This is a genomic window from Streptomyces sp. NPDC008121 (genome assembly GCF_042957155.1).
GTDB lineage: Bacteria > Actinomycetota > Actinomycetes > Streptomycetales > Streptomycetaceae > Streptomyces.
Genome location: NZ_JBIBHT010000008.1, coordinates 353,170 through 373,250, shown reverse-complemented (window position 1 = coordinate 373,250; position 20,081 = coordinate 353,170). Strand labels below are relative to the sequence as shown.

Here is a 20,081-nt window from a genome sequence, read left to right as displayed (position 1 = left end):
CCGTTCGGGTGGCGGACGCCTCGGGGGGCGGGCCCCGGGCGGTGGCGGGCGGCCGGCCCCGGGGGTCAGAAGAGGCTGTCCGCCGCGAAGCGGAGGGCGATCTGCGGGTAGCCCGAGAGGACGACGCCCGCCACGGCGGTGAGGGCGATCGCCGTGGTCAGCGCGGCCGGGACGCGGACGGGGACCGGTGCGCCGTCCGCCGCCTCCGCGCCCTGCGGCGCGCGGAAGAGGAGGGCCGTCCACCGGAGGTAGTAGACCAGCCCGATCACGACGTTCACGCCCATGATCACGGCGAGCCAGCCCAGCCCCGCGTCGACGGCGGCGGAGAAGACGGTGACCTTGGCGAAGAGGCCGATGATGCCCGGCGGCAGGCCCGCCAGGTTGAGCAGGAAGAAGCCCATGACGAGGGCGGTGAGCGGCCGGGTGGCGTACAGGCCGCGGTAGTCGGCGATCCGGTTGCGCGGGTGGCTGCGGGCGACGAGCGCGGCCACCGCGAACGCGCCGAGGTTCACGACGGCGTACATCAGGGCGTACGCGACGGTGGCGCCGATCTGGTCGTCGCCGGAGTACGCGGCGGCGGCGATCGGCACCAGGAGGTAGCCGGCCTGGGCGACGGAGGACCAGGCGAGGAGCCGGACCGCGCTCCACGCGCGCGTGGAGGCCTGCCGGAGGGCGGCCACGTTGCCGACGGTCATGGTGAGCGCGGCGAGGACGGTGAGGGCCGGGCCCCAGACGTCGGCGTACGAGGGGAACGCGACGACGGTCACCAGGATGAGGCCGGTGAAGCCGACGGCCTTGCCGACCACGGAGAGGTAGCCGGCGACGGGCAGCGGGGCGCCGACGTAGGTGTCGGGGACCCAGAAGTGGAAGGGGACGGCGGCCGTCTTGAAGGCGAAACCGATCAGGGTGAGGACCACGCCCGCCTCGGCGAGGGTCTCCAGCTGCCCCGGGACGTCGCCGAGGCGCTGGGCGATCTCCGTGAGATGCAGGGTGCCGGTCGCCGCGTACACGAAGCTGACGCCGAGGAGGGTGACGGCGGTCGCGGTGACGGAGGAGAGGAAGAACTTCAGCGCCGCCTCGCTGGACATCCGGTCGCCGCGGCGCAGGCCCACGAGCGCGAAGGCGGGCAGCGACGCCACTTCGAGGGCGACGACGAGGGTCGCCAGGTCGCGCGAGGCGGGCAGCAGCGCGGCGCCGGCGGCCGAGGAGAGCAGCAGGAACCAGTACTCCCCCGCGGGCAGCTTCTCCTCGGTGTCGGAGAGCGAGAGGAGGGCGGTCAGGAGCGCGCCGCCGAGCACCAGGAGCTGGATGACCAGCGTGAAGTGGTCGGCGGTGTAGCTGCAGCCGGCGAGGCCTGCGCCGTTCTGGGCCATCTCCGCGGCCTCGGCGGCCTCGGGGGTGAGGCAGAAGGTGGAGCGGTCGCCGGCCCGCAGGGGGACCAGCAGGGCGATCGAGGCGACGAGGCCGGCGATCGCGGTCCAGCCGAGGAGCCGCTTGTGCCGGGCGGGGACGAAGAGGTCGGCGACGAGGACGGCGAGGGCGGCCACCGCGGTGAGGGTGGGGGGCGCGATCGTGAGCCAGTCGACGGACTGGACGAGGCTCGCGGCTGTAGGGGTCACTGCTTGCCTCCGGCGAGGAGCTGCTGCACGGCCGGGTCGGTGAGGCCGAGGAGGACCGCGGGCCACAGCCCGGCGAGGACGGTGAGGGCGACGAGCGGGGTCCAGGCGGCGAACTCGTAGCCCCGGACGTCGGCGACCACCGTCCCGTCGTCGGCGCGCGGCCCGCCCATGCAGACGCGGCGGACGACGAGGAGGAGGTAGGCGGCCGTGAGGAGGGTGCCGAAGGCGCCGATCGCCATGAAGGTGAGGAAGGCGGGGCGGCTGAGGCCCTCGGCCGGGTCGAAGGCACCGAAGAGGGCCAGCATCTCGCCCCAGAAGCCCGCGAGGCCGGGCAGTCCGAGGGAGGCGACGGCGGCGAAGGCGAGCAGACCGCCGAGGCGCGGCGCGCGGCCGTAGAGGGCGGCTCCGGTGGCGCCGGCGAGGGTGTCGAGGTCGGCGGTCCCGTACCGGTCCTTGAGGGCGCCGACGAGGAAGAAGAGCAGGCCGGTGATGAGGCCGTGGGCGATGTTGGCGAAGAGCGCGCCGTTGACTCCGGTGGGGGTCATGGTCGCGATGCCGAGGAGGACGAAGCCCATGTGGCCGACGGAGGAGTACGCGATCAGGCGCTTGAGGTCGCCCTTGTTGCCGGGCCTGGCGAGGGCGAGGCAGGCGAGGGAGCCGTAGATGATCCCGGCGACGGCGAAGGCGGCGAGGTAGGGCGCGAAGACGCGCATGCCGTCGGGGGCGACCGGCAGGAGGATGCGTACGAAGCCGTACGTGCCCATCTTGAGCAGGACGCCGGCGAGGAGCACGGAGCCGACGGTCGGGGCGGCCGTGTGGGCGTCGGGGAGCCAGCTGTGCAGGGGCCACATGGGGGTCTTCACGGCGAGCCCGAGGCCGATCGCGAGAACGGCGATGACCTGCACGGACGTGGTCAGTCCACGGCCGTTGTCAGTGGCCAGTGCCACCATGTCGAACGTGCCCGCCTTCAGGCCGATGAGGAGCAGGCCGAGCAGCATGACGACGGAGCCGAGGAGGGTGAAGAGGATGAACTTCCAGGCGGCGGCCTGCCTGCCCTCGCCGCCCCAGCGGGCGATGAGGAAGTACATCGGGATGAGGACCATCTCGAAGGCCAGGAAGAACAGCACCAGGTCGAGGACGGCGAAGGTGGCCAGGGTGCCGGACTCGAGGACGAGCAGCAGGGCGACGAAGGCCTTCGGGGACGGGCCCGTGGGCATCTTGAAGTAGCTGTACAGCGCGCAGAGGAAGGTCAGCAGCGCCGTCATGACCAGGAGGGGGAGGGAGATGCCGTCGACACCGAGGTGGATCCGCACGTCGAGGGCGGGGATCCAGGTGATGTCCGTGCTCGCCTGCATCCTCGACGGCCGGTCGTGGTCGAAGCCGAGGGCGAGGACGATCGTGGCGGCCAGGATGACGCCGGTGACGGTGACGCCGTGGCGGAGCACGGCCTGGGCGGGTGAGGTGCCCTTGAGGCCGGGGGGCGCGGGCAGGAGCGCGGCGGCGGCGCCGACGAGCGGCCCGGCGACGATCGCCACGAGAAGGAACTGCATCACGGATTCGCTGATATCGATCACGGCTCACGCTCCGGCGGCGACGAGTACGGCGGCGATCGCCAGGACGACGGAGCCGGCGAGCAGGGCGCTGAGATAGGTCTGCACGTTGCCGGTCTGGGCGCGGCGGACGAGCCATCCCAGCCAGCGGGTGCCGGTGCCCGCGCCGTTGACGTAGGTGTCGACGACCTCGCGGTCCAGGAAGCGGACCAGGGAGGCGGCGGCCAGGACGGGGCGGACGAAGAGGGTGCTGTAGACGGCGTCCAGGTGGAAGCCGGTGGCGGCGTGCCGGTGCAGCGGGCCGAGGAGGACGCGGCCGGGGTCGGCGGGGTCCTGGGCGGAGGCGACGTCGCCGTAGGCGGGGGCGTGGCCGGCGATGGCCTCGGCCTCGACGAGCCCGGCGCCGCCCTCGGGGTGGGCGGCGACCGCGCCGATCGGGGTGCGGGCCGCGAGGGCGCGGGTGCGCTGCCAGACCGCGAAGGTGACCAGCCCGCCGGCGACGGCGAGGCCCGTGCCGAGGACGGCGGTGGTGACGGTCGGGGTGAGGGCGTGGCCGTCGAACCAGTCGTCGAGGTACGTGACGGAGAGGCCGAAGCCGAGGGAGGGGACCGCGAGCACCCACAGGACGGTGGTCATGGCGAGCGGCTGGCGGCCGTGGTCGGGGGCCTCGGTGCCCCGGCCCCGGAAGGCCAGGAGCCAGAGGCGCGTCGCGTAGGCGGCGGTCAGCAGGGCGGTGAGGAGGCCGGCGACGAGGACGGTCCAGCCGGCCCCGGCGGGGGCGACGGTCCGGTCTCCGAGGGCGGTGTGCTCGGCGGCCACGAGGACGGCTTCCTTGGAGAAGAAGCCGGCGAACGGCGGGAGCGCGGCCAGCGCGAGGAGGGCGATGGTCATCGTCCAGTACGCGTCGGGGACCCGCTTGGTCAGGCCGCTCATCCGGGACATGGCCGAGAGGGAGTTCGTGCCGGCGGCGTGGATGACGGCGCCGGCGGCGAGGAAGAGCAGCGCCTTGAAGGCGCCGTGGGACAGGAGGTGGAAGACGGCGGCCCCGCGGTCGCCGACGGCGAGGGCGCCGGCCATGTAGCCGAGCTGGCCGATGGTCGAGTAGGCGAGGACCCGCTTGATGTCGTCCTGGGCGAGGGCGGCGAGCCCCGAGCCGACCATCGTGATCGCGGCCATCACCGCGAGCACGGTCAGGGCGGCGGCCGAGGCGGCGAAGACGGGGAGGAGGCGGGCCACGAAGTAGATGCCGGCGGCGACCATGGTCGCCGCGTGGATCAGGGCGGAGACGGGGGTCGGGCCGGCCATCGCGTCGGGGAGCCAGGTGTGCAGCGGGAACTGCGCGGACTTGCCGGCGACTCCGGCGAGGAGCAGCAGCGCGATCAGCGTCGGGTGGTCGAGGCCGCCGGCGGCGACGGCGCCGAGGATCCCGCCGATCCGGAAGGTGCCGGCGTCGGCGGCGAGCGCGAAGAGCCCGATGAGGAAGGGGACATCGCCGAGCTTGGTGACGAGGAACGCCTTGAGGGAGGCGGCGCGCGCCTCCGGGGTCTCCCAGTAGTGCCCGACCAGGAAGTACGAGCAGATGCCCATGATCTCCCAGCCGACCAGCAGCACCATCAGGTCGCCGGAGTAGACGACGAGCAGCATGGCGGAGGTGAAGAGGGAGACGAGGGCGGCGTACGAGGGGTAGCGCGGGTCGTCGCGGAGGTATCCGGTCGAGTAGATCTGCACGCAGGTGGCGACCACGCCGACCAGGACGGCGGCGAGGGCGGCGAAGCCGTCGATGCGCAGGGCCAGGTCGATGGGGACGGAGCCGGTCGGGGTGAGCCGGGTGGCGGCCTCGAGGGTGGTGCCGCCGCCTTGGCGGACGGCGACGAGGACTGCGAGGACGGCGGCGGCGAGGACCGGAAGGACGGCCAGCGGGCGGACGAAGCCGGGGGCGGTGCGGCCCAGGAGGAGGCCGGCGGCGGAGCCGAGGAAGGGCAGGAGGGGGACGAGGACGGCGAGGGTCGTGGTGGTCACGCGGTGGCCTCGGCCTTCTCGTCGTCGGACGGGTTCTCCGGCGTGCCGGGCCGGGGGCTGTCGGGGCCGGTGGGCTCGGCGGTGTCCCGGAGGCGGTCGACGTCCGAGGTGCCGCGGTTGCGGTAGACCATCAGGACGATCGCGAGTCCGATGCCGATCTCGGCGGCGGCGATGGCGATGACGAAGAGGGTGAGGGCCTGGCCGGCGTGGAGGGTGTCGCGGAGCCAGACGTCGAAGGCGACCAGGTTGAGGTTGACGGCGTTGAGCATCAGCTCGACGGACATCAGGACCAGGATCGCGTTGCGGCGGGCGAGGACGCCGTAGAGGCCGACGCAGAAGAGCAGGGCGGCGAGGACGGCGGGGTAGGCGAGGTGCATCAGTTCCCGGTCCCGTCCTTCGGCGCGGTCTTGGCGGTGCGCGGGGCGCCCTGGGGGGCGGCCGTCCTGTCGGTGTCCTTGCGGGAGAGCACGATCGCGCCGACCAGAGCGGCCAGGAGGAGGACGGACAGCGCCTCGAAGGGCAGCACCCAGTGCCGGAAGAGGATCTCGCCGGAGACCGCGGTGGAGCCCTGGGCGGGACCGTCCAGGTCGATCCAGGTCGTACGGAACGCGTCGACCACGACCCAGACGAGCGCGGCGGCCGCCGCCAGGGCCACCGCGAGGGCGACCGGCCGGTTGTTCGAGTCGGCGTCCGGGGAGCGGCCGATGGGGGCCCTGGTGAGCATGAGACCGAAGAGGAGGAGGACGACGACGGAACCGACGTAGATCAGCACCTGGACCCAGGCGATGAACTCGGCGGTGAGGAGGAGGTACTCGACGGCGATGCCGCCGAGCGCGACGACCAGCCACAGCGCGGCGTGGACGAGCTGCCGGGTGGTCACCGAGACGACGGCCGCGCCGAGGGTGACGAGACCGACGAGGAGGAAGGCGATCTCGACGCCGGTGGGCGAGAGGAAGCCGGGGTGGGCGGCGGCGAGGTTCACGCGGGGCCTCCCTCGGAGGGGCCGGAGGGGCCGGGGGTGCCGGGGGCGCCGGAAGGGCCGGGGGTCTCAGGGGTGCCGGGGGCGCCGGGGGTCTGGGCCTCGGGCTGCGCTTGGGCGGCCTGGGCGGCGGCTTCGGCGGCGGCCTGCTTCTCGACGGCCTTGCGGGCCGCGGCGATCTCCTTCGGCTCCTCGGCGGCCGGGTCGAGCGCGGGCGGCTCGGGGACCGTCCACATCCACTCGCGGAGCTTGTCGCGCTCGTGGGTGAGTTCGTGGATGTCCGTCTCCGCGTACTCGAACTCCGGCGACCAGAACAGCGCGTCGAACGGGCACACCTCGATGCAGATCCCGCAGTACATGCAGAGGGAGAAGTCGATGGCGAAGCGGTCGAGGACGTTGCGGCTGCGCTCGCGGCCGCCGGGGGCGGCGGCGGGGACCGTCTCCTTGTGGGAGTCGATGTAGATGCACCAGTCGGGGCACTCGCGGGCGCAGAGCATGCAGACCGTGCAGTTCTCCTCGAACAGCCCGATGACCCCGCGGGTGCGGGGCGGCAGCGCGGGCTGGACGTCGGGGTACTGGGCGGTGTGCGCGCGCTTGGTCATCGCGCGCAGGGTGACGGCGAGACCTTTCGCCAGACCGCTGCCGGGGATGGGAGCCATTAGACGATCGACACCTTCACGATGCCGGTGAGCGCGATCTGCGCGAGGGCGAGCGGGACGAGGGTCGTCCAGGCGAGCTTCTGGAGCTGGTCCTCCCGCAGGCGGGGGTAGCTCACGCGCAGCCAGATGACGACGAAGGCGAGGACCGCGGTCTTCAGCAGGGTCCAGACCCAGCCGAGGCCGTCGGCGCCGAGGGGGCCGTGCCAGCCGCCGAGGAAGAGGACGGTGGTCAGACCGCACAGGACGACGATGCCGGCGTACTCGGCGAGCAGGAAGAGAGCGAACCGCAGGCCGGTGTACTCGGTGTACGCGCCGAAGATGATCTCCGAGTCGGCGACGGGCATGTCGAACGGCGGCCGCTGGAGTTCGGCGAGGCCGGCGACGAAGAAGACGAGGGCGCCGACGATCTGCCAGGGCAGCCACCACCACTCGAAGGCGTTCAGGATGCCGGGGAGGGAGACGGTGCCGGCGGCCATCGCGACGGAGGCGGCGGCGAGGAGCATCGGCAGCTCGTAGGCGAGCAGCTGAGCGGCGGTACGGAGCCCCCCGAGCAGGGAGAACTTGTTGGCGGAGGCCCAGCCGGCCATGAGGCTGCCGAGGACGCCGACGCCCATGACGGCGAGCACGAAGAAGATGCCGGCGTCGACGACCTGGCCGACGGCTCCCTCGCTCGGGCCGATGGGGATGGCGACGAGGACGAGGAGGTACGGGAGGAGGGCGACGGCGGGTGCGAGCTGGAAGACGCGGCGGTCGGCGTCGGCCGGGACGACGTCCTCCTTCTGCGCGAACTTCACGCCGTCGGCGACGAGCTGGGCCCAGCCGTGGAAGCCGCCGGCGTACATGGGGCCGAGGCGGCCCTGCATGTGGGCCATGACCTTGTGCTCGGTCTGGCCGACGACGAGGGGCAGCACGAGGAACACGGCGAAGACGACGAGCAGCCGGAGGCCGACGTCGAGTGCGTCGTTCACGCGGGATCGCCTCCGGCGGATCGGTCGGTGGCCCCACCCTCCGTCTCCGGGCGCGCCGCCCGGTCGGGGCGGGAGGGCCGGTCTTCGGGGGAGGGCTGGGTCGGGGGGGTGGTCTCGTCTTCGGGGGCGTCGGGGGCGTCGGGGGCTTGGGAGGCGTCGGGGGCGTCGGGAAGGGCCTCGTCTTCGGAGGGCGCCTGGCCCTCGGAGGCTGCCTGGCCCTCGCTGAGGCCATCACCTTCGGGAGCCGGTTGGGGCTCGGGGACCGCTTCGCCTCCGCGGGAGCCTTCGCCCTCCGGAGCCGGGTGGGCCTCGGAGGCTGCCTGGCCCTCGCTGGGGCCGTCACCCTCGGGAGCCGGGTGGGCGCCTCCGCGGGAGCCTTCGCCCTCGGGCGCTGCCTGGCTCTCGCGCGGGCCTGCGGCCTCCGGAGCCGGGTGCGCCTCGGGAGCCGGGTGGGCCTCGGGGACTGCTTCGCCTCCGCGGGGGGCTCCGCCCTCCCGAGCCGGGTGGGCCTCCGGAGCCGGGTGGCCCTCGGGGCCTGCCTGGCCCTCGCGGGAGCCTTCGCCCTCGGGAGCCGCCTGGCGCTGGGAGGCTGCCTCGCCTTCGCGAGGGCCTTCGGCCTCCGGCGCGGGCTCCGGGTCGAAGGCGGGCTTCGCGTGGTGCCAGGGGGCGTCCGTGCTGCGGGTGCGGGGCGGGGTCGTGGGGGCGGCCGGGGTCTGGCTCGCCGAGCCGTCGGCGGCGCTGCGGGAGCGGCGCGGCGGCCGGGTCGGGGCGGCCGCACCTTCCTCGGCCGGCGGCTCCGGGGCCTCGGCGCGCTGCGTCGCCGAGCCTTCGCTCACCGAGCGCGACCGGCGCGCCGGTCGCGCGGGACCGGCCTCGGGCGCCGTGGCCCGGCTCGCCGAGCCCTCCGGGGTCGCCTCCGCGCCGGTCGCCTGGCTCGCCGAGCCCTCCGACACCGAACGGGTACGACGAGCGGGTGCGGGAGCCGTGGTCTCCGGGGCCGTCGCCTGGGTCGCCGAGCCCTCCGTCGTCGTACGGGTGCGGCGGGGCGGTCGGTCGGCGGCGGGGCGGGGGGTGCGGGCCGGGGCAGGGGGGAGCTGGCCCTTGAGGGGGCCCCACTCGTTCGGATCGGGGACGCCCGGCGGCAGCATCTGGCGGCGCTTGGGCCCGCCGTGGCCCGCACCGGCCGGAGGCTCCCCCGGTTCCTTCGCGCCCGGCCACGCCTTGGCGACCCGGGCCGCCAGGACGAAGTCCTTGCGCAGCGGGTGGCCCTCGAAGTTCTCGGGGAGGAGCAGCGGGACCAGGTTCGGGTGGCCGGTGAAGGTCACCCCGAACATCTCGTACGTCTCGCGCTCGTGCCAGGCCGCGCCCGCGTAGACCTCCACCGCCGTCGGCAGCGAGGCCGCCTCGTGCGGGACGGTGGTGCGCACCAGCAGGCGGCGGACCGTGCCGCCCTCCAGCGCCACGACGTGCGCGCAGACCTTGAAGCCGGTGCCCGGCTCGTCGACCGCGCTCAGCCAGTCGAAGTAGGTGCAGCCCAGCTCGTCCCGGGCGGTCTCCAGCGCGGCGATCCAGGAACCGGCCGGCACGTCGACCGTCAGCAGGTCGTAGGCGCGTTCCGCCGTCGCCTCCGCGCCGAAGATCTCGGTGACGGAGTCCGGCAGGGTGTCGTACGCGTTCACTTCGCACCGTCCGGCGGGGTGACCAGGCCGCTGGTCAGCTGGCCCACGGACGGGCCGCGGCCCGCGTAGCGCTCGCCCAGGGACTCCCGGGCGATCTTCTCCTGGAGCTTCAGGATCCCCTGGAGCAGCGCCTCCGGCCGCGGCGGGCAGCCGGGGACGTAGACGTCGACGGGGATGATCTGGTCGACGCCCTTCGTCACGGAGTACGAGTCCCAGTACGGGCCGCCGCAGTTGGAGCAGGCGCCGAACGAGATGACGTACTTGGGCTCGGGCATCTGCTCGTACAGCCGCCTGACCGCCGGCGCCATCTTGTCCGTCACCGTGCCGGAGACGATCATGAGGTCGGCCTGGCGCGGTCCGGGCGCGAAGGGGATCACGCCGAGCCGGATGAAGTCGTGGCGGGCCATCGACGCGGCGATGAACTCGATCGCGCAGCAGGCGAGGCCGAAGTTGAAGACCCAGAGGCTGTAGCGGCGGCCCCAGTTGAGGACCACCTTCATCGGCTCGGGGGCGAGCCGGGCGAGGGGCCCCAGCGTCGGCGCCGGCAGCGGCGTCGGCCCCTGGGGAGTCCGGGGAGTCCGGGGAGTCTGCGGGGTCACGTCCATGACAGGACGCCCTTCTTGTACGCGTAGAGCAGTCCCACGGCCAGGAAGCCGAGGAAGATGAACATCTCGACCAGCGTCGTCGCGCCGTAGCCGGGCGCCGCGAAGACCGTCGCCCAGGGGAAGAGGAAGATCGAGTCCACGGCGAAGATGACGTACAGAAAAGCGTAGACGTAGTAGCGGACCTGGGTGTGGGCCCAGCCCTCGCCGACGGGGTCGACGCCGCACTCGTACGTCAGCAGCTTCTCCGGCGTCGGCGCGACGGGCCGCAGCAGCCGGCCCGCGCCGAAGGCGACGGCGACGAAGAGCACGCCGAGGGCGGCGAGCAGTCCGACGACGGAGTACGTCTGGAAGTAGTCCGCCGCGAGTCCCGCCCGTACGGTCGGATCCGGCACGTCCACCCCTCGCTCCCTGCCCGTCTCGACGATCTGTACGGACGGGAGTCTAGGCCCTCCTAAAGAGCGGGTAAGTGGTCGTGCCGAGGAGTGGGCGGCGGGTGTGCGGCGGAACCCCGTGCGGGGGTCCCGGTGGGGATATCCCTACCGAGGCTCACCCACGAACCCCATGGCGTCGCCGGACCCCCGACCGGCAGGCTGGGGACCATGAGCGTCGACACCGAGAGCCCCGGCACCGACAGACTGCCGCCCGCGCGCATCACCTACGGCCGGCAGACCTGGCGGGAGGTCGCGTTCCTCCTCGCCAATCTGCCGTACGCCCTGGTGGGCTTCGTGTACACGGTGGTGACGGTCCTCCTCGGCGTCGGCCTGTCCGTCACCGTCATCGGGCTGCCGCTGCTCGCCTTCGGGCTGTCCGGGGCCCGGGGTCTCGGGCGGGCCGAGCGGGCGAGGGCCCGGGCGTTGCTCGGCGTCCGCGTGGACGAGCCCAGCCGGCTGCCGCGCCGGCACGGGTTCTTCCCGTGGCTGTGGTCGTCGCTGAAGGATCCGGTCGCCTGGCGCACCGTCCTGTACAGCTTCATCCGGCTGCCGTGGGGGGTCCTCACCTTCACGGCGACCCTGGTCGCCCTGCTGGTGCTGTGGCCGGTGCTGCCCTTCGTCGCGCGCGGTCTCACCAACGCCGACCGGGGCATGGTCCGCGGTCTGCTCTCGCCCTCCGACGAGCTGGAACGGCGGGTCGCCGAGCTGGAGTCGGACCGGGGCGTGGTCGTGGACACGGCCGCCGCCGACCTGCGCCGGATCGAACGCGACCTGCACGACGGGGCGCAGGCCCGGCTGGTGGCGCTCGCCATGGGACTCGGCCTGGCGAAGGAGAAGCTTCTGGAGGACCCGGAGGCGGCGGCCGCGATGGTCGACGAGGCGCACGGCGAGGTGAAGCTGGCGCTTCAGGAGCTGCGCGATCTCGCCCGGGGCATCCACCCGGCGGTCCTCACCGACCGCGGCCTGGACGCGGCCCTCTCCTCGATCGCCGCCCGCTGCACGGTCCCGGTGAAGGTGACCGTCGATCTCGACCGGCGCCCGGCCGAGGCCATCGAGGGCATCGCGTACTTCACCGTCTCGGAGCTGCTCCAGAACGTGTCCAAGCACGCCCGGGCGCGGTCCGCCTCGGTGGAGGTGTGGCGCCGGGACGACCGGCTGCTGCTCCAGGTGAGCGACGACGGGTGCGGCGGGGCCCGGCTGGACGGCGGTACGGGGATGGCGGGGCTGGCCGAGCGGCTGGGGGCGGTCGACGGGCTGTTCGTCCTCGACTCGCCGGAGGGCGGGCCGACGACGGTCACCGCCGAGCTGCCGTGGCGGGAACGTTCCGCCGCCGCGACCTCTTCTTCCTCCTGAGGCCCGCCCGGGACACCCTGGCCGTCACGCCCGGCGGGGACGCGCTGCCCCGGGCGCTCTGCCGTGCCCGGGTGCGCCCTGCCCCGGAGGTAGGGGAAACCCCCGGGCGAGGACGCCCACTCGCCTCATGGTCCGGCGCGGCGCGGAACGGAAGTCTTGAGCCGTGGGGCGGGGAGGGCGGGCGCCGCCGACGGCAGACGTTCCCCGCCTACCGCCCGCGCCCCCGGCCCTGCCGCCCCGCACCCCGGCCTACCGATCCGCGACCCCGGCCCCTTCACCCCGCACCCCGGCCTACCGATCCGCGACCCCGACCCGACCCCTTCCAGCAGAAACGGACACCAGCGATGGCCACCCCTCGTCTCCCCGCCGCGATCCGCGCGCCGTTCGAGGCCCGTACCTGGCGCGAGTTCGGCTACCTTCTGCTCGGACTGCCGCTCGGCACCCTGTACTTCTCCCTCACCGTCGCCATGGTCGCGGCCGGCGCCGGTCTGCTGATCACCTTCCTCGGCATTCCGGTCCTGGCCGGCGGGCTGGCGATGTGCCGGGGCTTCGGCGCGGTGGAGCGGGCCCGGGCGCGCGGTCTGCTCGGCCTCGACGTGGCGGCGCCGGAGCCGGTGCGGGGCCGTAGCGGCGGGCCGATGTCGTGGATGGGGGCGACGCTGAAGAGCGGGGCCTCCTGGCGGCACGTGCTGTACGCCTTCCTCCACTTCCCGTGGGCGGTCTTCGCCTTCTCGGTGGCGCTGACGCTGTGGGCCTGGGCCTGGGCCCTCTTCACGTACCCGCTGTGGCAGTGGGTCTTCCCGCTGTACGCGGGGCAGGACGGCATCCAGCTGTATGGCGACGGGACGCACCACTTCTATCTGGACTCGCCCTTCGAGATCGCGGTCACCAGCGCCGTCGGTCTGCTCTTCGTGCTCGTCGGGCCGTGGGTGATCCGCGCGCTGGTCGCCGTCGACCGGCTGATGGTGTCCGGGCTGCTCGGTCCGTCGCGTCTGGCGACGCGGGTCACGGAGCTGGAGTCGGACCGGGGCGTGGTCGTGGACACGGCCGCCGCCGACCTGCGCCGGATCGAACGCGACCTGCACGACGGCGCGCAGGCCCGGCTGGTGGCGCTCGCGATGGACCTGGGTCTGGCGAAGGAGAAGCTGGCCGAGGACCCGCACACGGCGGCGCGGATGGTGGAGGAGGCGCACGGCGAGGTGAAGACCGCGCTGCAGGAGCTGCGCGATCTCGCCCGGGGCATCCACCCGGCGGTCCTCACCGACCGCGGCCTGGACGCGGCCCTCTCCTCGATCGCCGGCCGCTGCACGGTCCCGGTGACGGTGGAGGTCGACCTGCCGGCCCGCCCGGTCCCGGCGATCGAGGGCATCGCGTACTTCACCGTCTCCGAGCTGCTCCAGAACGTGTCCAAGCACGCCGAGGCCCGCCGCGCCTGGGTGGAGGTGTGGCGGTCGGGCGACCGGCTGCTGCTCCAGGTCCGGGACGACGGCCGGGGCGGCGCGGACGTCGCCGCGGGCCACGGCCTCGCCGGGCTGACGGAGCGGCTCGACGCCGTCGACGGCGTCCTGGCGGTCGACTCCCCGGCCGGCGGCCCGACGACGGTCACGGCCGAGCTGCCCTGGCGCGCGTGACGGCGGGGCGGGCGGGAGACCCGGGCGCGCATTGAGCTGCCTGGCGCGTGACGCTGGGGCGGGCATGGAGCCCGGGCAGGTGCGCCGCCCGAGGAGTGACGGCGCGGCACGCGGGCCCCGGCCCCGAGCCCGATCCCGGCTCCGCTCCCGAGCCCGACCCCGCCCCCGGCCCCCGACCCCCGACCGATCAAGCCTCCGCCGTCCCTGAACCCGATCACGCTCCCCCGCGTCCCTCTTCCTGCGATGCTGGAACCGCGCCGGATCATCACACCGGCGCACCAGGGATCGCAGGGATCGCAGCGCCGCGAGGTCGACAGATCGCGACGGCGCACGTCGGAACGAGGGCAGCGGGGTCGTGGGCGTGGAAGACGTGGCGGACAGGGTACGGGTGGTCATCGCCGAGGATTCGGTGCTGCTCCGCGAGGGGCTGACCCGGCTCCTGACCGACCGGGGGCACGAGGTCGTCGCCGGTGTCGGGGACGGCGAGGCGCTGGTGAAGACCGTGGCCGGGCTCGCCGGGGAGAACGCGCTGCCGGACGTGGTCGTCGCCGACGTGCGCATGCCGCCCACCCATACGGACGAGGGCGTCCGCGCGGCGGTGCGGCTGCGCAAGGAGTACCCGGAGGTCGGGGTGCTCGTGCTCTCGCAGTACGTGGAGGAGCAGTACGCGACCGAGCTGCTGGCGGGCTCCAGCCGGGGCGTGGGCTATCTGCTGAAGGACCGGGTGGCGGAGGTCAGGGAGTTCGTGGACGCCGTGGTCCGGGTGGCCAGGGGCGGTACGGCGCTGGACCCGGAGGTCGTCCAGCAGCTTCTGGGGCGCAGCCGCAAGCAGGACGTTCTGGCCAACCTCACCCCGCGTGAGCGGGAGGTGTTGGGCCTGATGGCGGAGGGGCGGACGAATTCGGCGGTCGCGAAGCAGCTGGTGGTGAGCGACGGTGCGGTGGAGAAGCACGTCAGCAACATCTTCCTGAAGCTGGGGCTCTCCCCGAGTGACGGGGATCACCGTCGGGTACTCGCGGTGTTGACCTACCTGAAGTCCTGAGGACCTGACACTCTGTCAGGTAAGGAGAGCGGCCTGGAGGGTCCTCGAAGGCGGAAAATAAGCGGAGCGTGACGCTCCAGCAACACAGCGGGAGCGACAGAACGTAACAATCCAGGGCAAGAGGGCGTCTCACGAAGAGGTCCACGATGCGAGAAGTCCCGGGAAGGCCCTATCCCCCGTCGTAGGGTGGGCCACGGGACGGCCGGTCCGACCGGTCGTCTCCCGAGCCTTCTCCCGCTTCGGCGGAGAAGACCCTTGCCGCGAGGGAGGTCCAGTTCAGTGACCAGCCAGGTCAGCAACGAGGCCGGTGAGGCCCTGGTCGGGGAGCAGCGCAGCGCCCCGGCGGCGCCCCACCACGGCCCGGACAAGGAAGTACGCCGACTCGATCGGGTGATCATCCGCTTCGCGGGCGACTCCGGGGACGGCATGCAGCTCACGGGTGACCGGTTCACCTCCGAGACGGCGTCCTTCGGGAACGACCTCTCGACGCTGCCGAACTTCCCCGCCGAGATCCGGGCCCCCGCCGGCACCCTGCCGGGCGTCTCCTCGTTCCAGCTGCACTTCGCCGACCACGACATCCTGACCCCGGGCGACGCCCCGAACGTCCTGGTCGCGATGAACCCGGCCGCGCTGAAGGCCAACATCGGGGACGTGCCGCGCGGCGGCGAGATCATCGTCAACACGGACGAGTTCGCCAAGCGCGCCATGGCCAAGGTCGGCTACGACACCTCCCCCCTGGAGGACGGCTCGCTGGACGCGTACCGGGTCCACCCGGTCCCGCTGACCACGCTGACGGTCGAGGCGCTCAAGGAGTTCGGCCTGTCCCGGAAGGAGGCCGAGCGCTCCAAGAACATGTTCGCGCTCGGGCTGCTCTCCTGGATGTACCACCGGCCGACCGAGGGGACCGAGACGTTCCTGCGGCAGAAGTTCGCCAAGAAGCCGCAGATCGCCGAGGCGAACGTGGCCGCGTTCCGGGCCGGCTGGAACTTCGGCGAGACGACCGAGGACTTCGCCGTCTCCTACGAGATCGCCCCGGCGACCACGGCCTTCCCGCCCGGCACGTACCGCAACATCTCCGGGAACCTCGCCCTCTCCTACGGCCTGATCGCCGCCTCCCGGCAGGCGGACCTCCCGCTCTACCTGGGCTCCTACCCGATCACGCCTGCCTCGGACATCCTGCACGAGCTGTCCCGGCACAAGAACTTCGGCGTCCGCACCTTCCAGGCCGAGGACGAGATCGCCGGCATCGGCGCCGCGCTCGGCGCCGCCTTCGGCGGAGCGCTCGCCGTCACCACCACCTCCGGCCCCGGAGTCGCGCTGAAGTCCGAGACCATCGGCCTCGCGGTCTCCCTGGAGCTGCCGCTGCTGATCGTCGACATCCAGCGCGGCGGCCCGTCCACCGGCCTGCCCACCAAGACCGAGCAGGCCGACCTCCTCCAGGCCATGTACGGCCGCAACGGCGAGGCCCCGGTGCCGATCGTGGCGCCGAGGACCCCCGCCGACTGCTTCGACGCGGCCGTGGACGCGGCCCGGATCGCGCTCACGTACCGCACACCGGTCTTCCTCCTCTCCGACGGCTACCTCGCCAACGGCTCCGAGCCGTGGCGGATCCCGGACCTCGACGAACTGCCCGACCTGCGCGTGCAGTTCGCCTCCGGACCCAACCACGAGCTGGCGGACGGCACCGAGGTCTTCTGGCCGTACAAGCGCGATGAGCGGACCCTGGCCCGGCCGTGGGCCCTGCCCGGCACGCCCGGCCTCGAACACCGCATCGGCGGCATCGAGAAGCAGGACGGCACCGGCAACATCTCCTACGACCCCGCCAACCACGACTTCATGGTCCGCACCCGCCAGGCCAAGATCGACGGCATCGAGGTCCCGGACGTCGAGGTCGACGACCCGGACGGCGCGACGACCCTGGTCCTCGGCTGGGGCTCCACCTACGGGCCGATCACGGCGGCCGTCCGCCGGCTCCGCCGCGAGAGCCGCCCCATCGCCCAGGCCCACCTGCGCCACCTCAACCCCTTCCCCCGGAACCTCGGGGAGGTCCTGAAGCGGTACGACACGGTGGTGATCCCCGAGATGAACCTCGGGCAGCTCGCCACGCTCGTCCGGGCGACGTACCTCGTCGACGCCCGCAGCCACACCCAGGTGAACGGCATGCCGTTCAAGGCGGAGCAGCTCGCCACGGCACTCAAGGAGGCCATCGATGCCTGAGTCACTCCTGAAGCTCGTGCCCAAGGCAGAAGCCGCCCAGTCGATGAAGGACTTCAAGTCCGACCAGGAGGTGCGCTGGTGCCCGGGGTGCGGCGACTACGCCGTCCTCGCCGCCGTGCAGGGCTTCATGCCGGAGCTGGGCCTGGCGAAGGAGAACATCGTCTTCGTCTCCGGCATCGGCTGCTCGTCCAGATTCCCGTACTACATGAACACCTACGGGATGCACTCCATCCACGGCCGCGCCCCCGCCATCGCCACCGGCCTCGCGACCTCGCGCCGCGACCTGTCGGTCTGGGTGGTCACGGGCGACGGCGACGCGCTCTCCATCGGCGGCAACCACCTGATCCACGCCCTGCGCCGCAACGTCAACCTCAAGATCCTCCTCTTCAACAACCGGATCTACGGCCTGACCAAGGGGCAGTACAGCCCCACCAGCGAGGTCGGCAAGATCACCAAGTCGACGCCGGTGGGCTCGCTCGACGCGCCCTTCAACCCGGTGTCGCTTGCGATCGGCGCCGAGGCGTCGTTCGTGGCGCGGACGGTCGACTCCGACCGCAAGCACCTCACCGAGGTGCTGCGGCAGGCCGCCGACCACCCCGGCACGGCGCTCGTGGAGATCTACCAGAACTGCAACATCTTCAACGACGGCGCCTTCGAGGTCCTGAAGGACAAGCAGCAGGCGCAGGAGGCCGTGATCCGGCTGGAGCACGGTCAGCCGATCCGCTTCGGCACCGACCTGGCCAAGGGCGTCGTGCGGGACCCGGCGACCGGCGACCTGAAGGTCGTCCCGGTCACCCCCGAGAACGAGAGCGCCGTCCTCGTCCACGACGCCCACGCCACCTCCCCGACCACCGCGTTCGCGCTGTCCCGGCTCGCCGACCCGGACACGCTGCACCAGACCCCGATCGGGGTCTTCCGGTCGGTGGAGCGGCCGGTGTACGACACGCTGATGGCCGACCAGCTGGACGCGGCGATCGAGCAGCACGGCAAGGGCGACCTGGGCCAGCTGCTCGCGGGCAACGACACCTGGACCGTGATCGGCTAGCGGCGACGAGGACGTCACGAGGGGCGCGGCGGCTCGGCTGCCGCGCCCCTCGTCCGTCTCCGGATCCGTCTACGTGTTCGGCTTCGGCTTCAGCGCCTGCGCCGCCTTCTCGAAATGCCCGAGGAAGCGGGGCGCGCCCCGCTCGATCCGGTACAGGAACAGCTCCGTGCGCGCCTTCGCCGGCTTGAAGAAGGTGGGGTTGGAGGGATCGAAGCCGTACGCCTTGGTGATGCCCTGGTACGGGAAGACCCGGAACCTCTCCCGTACGGCGCCCCGCTCGATGCCCTGGTGGGTGCTGACCAGCTCCCGCAGGCCGTCGGCCAGGCCGAGGACCACGTCGTACGCCTCCGCCGCGAACCGCTCGACCGGCGCGGAGGGGGCCAGGCCCCAGCGGGTGCGGTAGGCGGCGGTGAACGCCGCCGCCGCGGGGACGAGCGCCGGGTCGACGTAGGTGGTGCCGAAGTACCAGCCGTCGGCGGCCCGTCCGGCGAGGGAGAGGAACTCGGGGCCGAGGGCGTACTCGACGCTGCCGCGCAGGCCGGTGTACCCCTGGCGCGCGAGTTCCCCCGCGCAGAGTGCGGCCCGGCTCGGGGAGGCGCCGGAGTAGAACACGGCGTCCGGGCGGGTGGCGAGGGCCTCGCGGACCGCCGGTCCGAAGTCGTCCTCGTCCGCCGGCACGCGGTGGTCGGTGGTGGTGCCGCCTTCCACTTCCTTCATGCTCGCCCTGACGGAGTTGAGGGTCCGCCAGGCGAAGTCGCCCGCCGCCCGGTCGTGCACCACGGCCATCCGCCGGGCGCTTCGCACGAGGGCGACGCTGGTGACGGGCAGCAGGTGCATGTCGTGGTGGACGCGCAGCTCCCGGTAGGTGGGGGTGGCGGTCTGGCCCACGATGTCGACCTGGTCGACGCCGATGGCGACGCTCAGCAGGACCAGCCGGTTGCGGTGGTAGGTCGCGGAGCCGGCGACGACGGTCTCTCGGGTGGTCGGGCCGATGACGGCCATGACGGAGGCGTCCTTGACGAAGGCGTGCGCCGCCTCGGCGGCGCGGCGCGGGTCCCCGCCGTCGTCGCGGACCGTCACCGCCAGGTCGAAGGGCCGGTCCCGGCGGGCGTTGAAGGTCTCGACGGCGAGCCGCACCCCGCGCTCCTGGGCGAGGCCGTCGGCCTTGCGGGGGCCGCTCCGATCCGTCTGGACGCCGATGCGGTACGTCGGCCGGGGGCCGGCCCGGCCGCCGCCGGCGGGGGCGGCGGGCGGGCGATTCGCCAGCCAGGCGGTCAGGCCGCCGGCCCCGGTGACGGCGGCTGCCGAGCCGAGCACGAGGAGACGCCGACGCGAGGGCGCGGCGCGGGCGGGAGCGGGCGGGGCGACCAGCAGGGTCGGCTCCGCCACCGGCAGATCCAGGACGCGGGCGGACCGCTGCGCGATCAGCGCGGGCAGCCCGGGCGGCAGCCAGTCCCCGGCGGCCCCCAGGGGGGTGGGGGCGGACAGGGCGGCCCGGATCTCGGAGGCCGTGGGGCGGGTCGTCGGGTCCTTGGCCAGGCAGGCCGCGACCAGGGCCGTGAGGGCGGGCGGCAGGCCGTCCAGGTCGGGTTCCTCGTGGACGGTGCGGTAGACGACCACGGCCACCGTCCCCGTACCGAACGGGCGGCGGCCGGTCGCCGCGTGGGCCAGGACGCAACCCAGCGAGAAGACGTCGCTCGCCGGGCCGACCGCGCCCGCCCCGGCGGCCCGCGCCTGTTCCGGCGAGAGGAAGCCGGGCGTGCCGATCATCACGTCGGTGGCGGTGAGGGCGGTCGCCCCGGCCGAGCGGGCGATGCCGAAGTCGATCAGGCGCGGCCCGTCGAGGGCGAGGAGGACGTTGGCGGGTTTGACGTCCCGGTGCACGAGCCCGGCCCGGTGCAGGTCCGTCAGCGCCTCGGCGAGCCGGGCCCCCAGGGGCCGTACGGTCGTCTCGGGCAGCGGCCCGTGCACGGCGACGGCCTCCGCGAGCGAGGGGCCGGGGACGAATTCGGTGGCCAGCCACGGCTCCCGGGCCTCCGGGTCGGAGCCGAGGACCTTGACCACCCACCGGCCGGTCAGCGACTCGGCGACCGCCGCCTCGCGGCGGAACCGCTCACGGAACCCGGGGTCGGCGGCGTGTTCGGCCCGGATGAGCTTGAGCGCGGCGAGCGCCCCGCCGGACGAGCGGGCGAGGTAGACCACCCCCATGCCGCCCGCACCGAGGCGGCCCAGGAGCCGGAATCCGGCGATCGTCGACGGATCGGCCGGGCGCAGGGCCTGCACG

The 20,081-nt window shown here is 73.5% G+C and carries 16 protein-coding genes; 5 read left to right on the top strand and 11 right to left on the bottom strand.

Translation table 11 applies throughout. The annotated features are described in order from the left end of the window. Positions 1-65: 65 nt before the first annotated feature. The 10 genes from ACFZBD_RS26755 to ACFZBD_RS26710 are packed head-to-tail and all read right to left on the bottom strand — an operon-like array spanning position 66 to position 10,476. Complete coding sequence (locus ACFZBD_RS26755) at positions 66-1,619, bottom strand: proton-conducting transporter membrane subunit (RefSeq protein WP_391144126.1); 1,554 nt, start codon at positions 1,617-1,619, stop codon at positions 66-68. Next, positions 1,616-3,169: an NADH-quinone oxidoreductase subunit M gene (locus tag ACFZBD_RS26750; protein WP_391144406.1), complete on the bottom strand. Its 1,554-nt coding sequence runs from the start codon at positions 3,167-3,169 to the stop codon at positions 1,616-1,618. The genes ACFZBD_RS26755 and ACFZBD_RS26750 overlap by 4 nt, the downstream gene beginning before the upstream one ends. Before the next feature lie 27 nt (positions 3,170-3,196). After that, positions 3,197-5,188 (bottom strand): NADH-quinone oxidoreductase subunit L, encoded by a 1,992-nt coding sequence (locus ACFZBD_RS26745; protein ID WP_391144124.1) that lies wholly within the window; start codon positions 5,186-5,188, stop codon positions 3,197-3,199. Beyond that, positions 5,185-5,565 (bottom strand): NADH-quinone oxidoreductase subunit NuoK, encoded by a 381-nt coding sequence (gene nuoK / locus ACFZBD_RS26740; protein WP_391144122.1) that lies wholly within the window; start codon positions 5,563-5,565, stop codon positions 5,185-5,187. Before nuoK ends, ACFZBD_RS26745 begins: the two co-directional genes overlap by 4 nt. Further along, positions 5,565-6,170, bottom strand: a complete 606-nt coding sequence (locus ACFZBD_RS26735; protein WP_391144119.1) for an NADH-quinone oxidoreductase subunit J — start codon at positions 6,168-6,170, stop codon at positions 5,565-5,567. Before ACFZBD_RS26735 ends, nuoK begins: the two co-directional genes overlap by 1 nt. Then, positions 6,167-6,826 (bottom strand): 4Fe-4S binding protein, encoded by a 660-nt coding sequence (locus tag ACFZBD_RS26730; protein ID WP_391144116.1) that lies wholly within the window; start codon positions 6,824-6,826, stop codon positions 6,167-6,169. Before ACFZBD_RS26730 ends, ACFZBD_RS26735 begins: the two co-directional genes overlap by 4 nt. Further along, positions 6,826-7,794 (bottom strand): NADH-quinone oxidoreductase subunit H, encoded by a 969-nt coding sequence (locus ACFZBD_RS26725; protein ID WP_391144113.1) that lies wholly within the window; start codon positions 7,792-7,794, stop codon positions 6,826-6,828. The genes ACFZBD_RS26730 and ACFZBD_RS26725 overlap by 1 nt, the downstream gene beginning before the upstream one ends. Further along, positions 7,791-9,473 carry an NADH-quinone oxidoreductase subunit C gene (locus ACFZBD_RS26720; protein WP_391144111.1) on the bottom strand — a complete coding sequence of 561 codons (1,683 nt, stop codon included), beginning with the start codon at positions 9,471-9,473 and terminating at the stop codon, positions 7,791-7,793. Before ACFZBD_RS26720 ends, ACFZBD_RS26725 begins: the two co-directional genes overlap by 4 nt. Next, on the bottom strand, positions 9,470-10,078 hold the full coding sequence (locus ACFZBD_RS26715; protein WP_391144109.1) for an NADH-quinone oxidoreductase subunit NuoB: 609 nt from the start codon (positions 10,076-10,078) through the stop codon (positions 9,470-9,472). Before ACFZBD_RS26715 ends, ACFZBD_RS26720 begins: the two co-directional genes overlap by 4 nt. Next, positions 10,069-10,476: an NADH-quinone oxidoreductase subunit A gene (locus tag ACFZBD_RS26710; RefSeq protein WP_391144107.1), complete on the bottom strand. Its 408-nt coding sequence runs from the start codon at positions 10,474-10,476 to the stop codon at positions 10,069-10,071. The genes ACFZBD_RS26715 and ACFZBD_RS26710 overlap by 10 nt, the downstream gene beginning before the upstream one ends. A 201-nt stretch (positions 10,477-10,677) precedes the next feature. On the opposite strand from ACFZBD_RS26710, the gene ACFZBD_RS26705 reads away from it, so the two are divergent. The 5 genes from ACFZBD_RS26705 (at position 10,678) to ACFZBD_RS26685 (ending at position 17,797) form a co-directional block, all read left to right on the top strand. Then, a complete protein-coding gene (locus ACFZBD_RS26705) occupies positions 10,678-11,862 on the top strand; it encodes a sensor domain-containing protein (RefSeq protein WP_391144105.1) in 1,185 nt (394 codons plus the stop codon). Positions 11,863-12,206: 344 nt separating this feature from the next. Continuing rightward, a complete protein-coding gene (locus tag ACFZBD_RS26700) occupies positions 12,207-13,493 on the top strand; it encodes a sensor domain-containing protein (RefSeq protein WP_391144103.1) in 1,287 nt (428 codons plus the stop codon). A 370-nt stretch (positions 13,494-13,863) separates the two neighbouring features. Next, positions 13,864-14,535 carry a response regulator gene (locus ACFZBD_RS26695; protein WP_391144100.1) on the top strand — a complete coding sequence of 224 codons (672 nt, stop codon included), beginning with the start codon at positions 13,864-13,866 and terminating at the stop codon, positions 14,533-14,535. A 279-nt stretch (positions 14,536-14,814) separates the two neighbouring features. Then, entirely contained in the window at positions 14,815-16,752 is a 1,938-nt protein-coding gene (locus ACFZBD_RS26690) for a 2-oxoacid:acceptor oxidoreductase subunit alpha (RefSeq protein WP_391144099.1), read from the top strand. After that, positions 16,745-17,797, top strand: a complete 1,053-nt coding sequence (locus ACFZBD_RS26685; RefSeq protein WP_391144097.1) for a thiamine pyrophosphate-dependent enzyme — start codon at positions 16,745-16,747, stop codon at positions 17,795-17,797. Before ACFZBD_RS26690 ends, ACFZBD_RS26685 begins: the two co-directional genes overlap by 8 nt. A gap of 69 nt (positions 17,798-17,866) precedes the next feature. On the opposite strand, the gene ACFZBD_RS26680 is transcribed toward ACFZBD_RS26685, so the two are convergent. Continuing rightward, the gene (locus tag ACFZBD_RS26680) at positions 17,867-20,080 is read right to left on the bottom strand and encodes an ABC transporter substrate-binding protein (protein WP_391144404.1); all 2,214 of its coding nucleotides are present in this window, start codon (positions 20,078-20,080) and stop codon (positions 17,867-17,869) included. Between the last annotated feature and the right edge of the window lies 1 nt (position 20,081).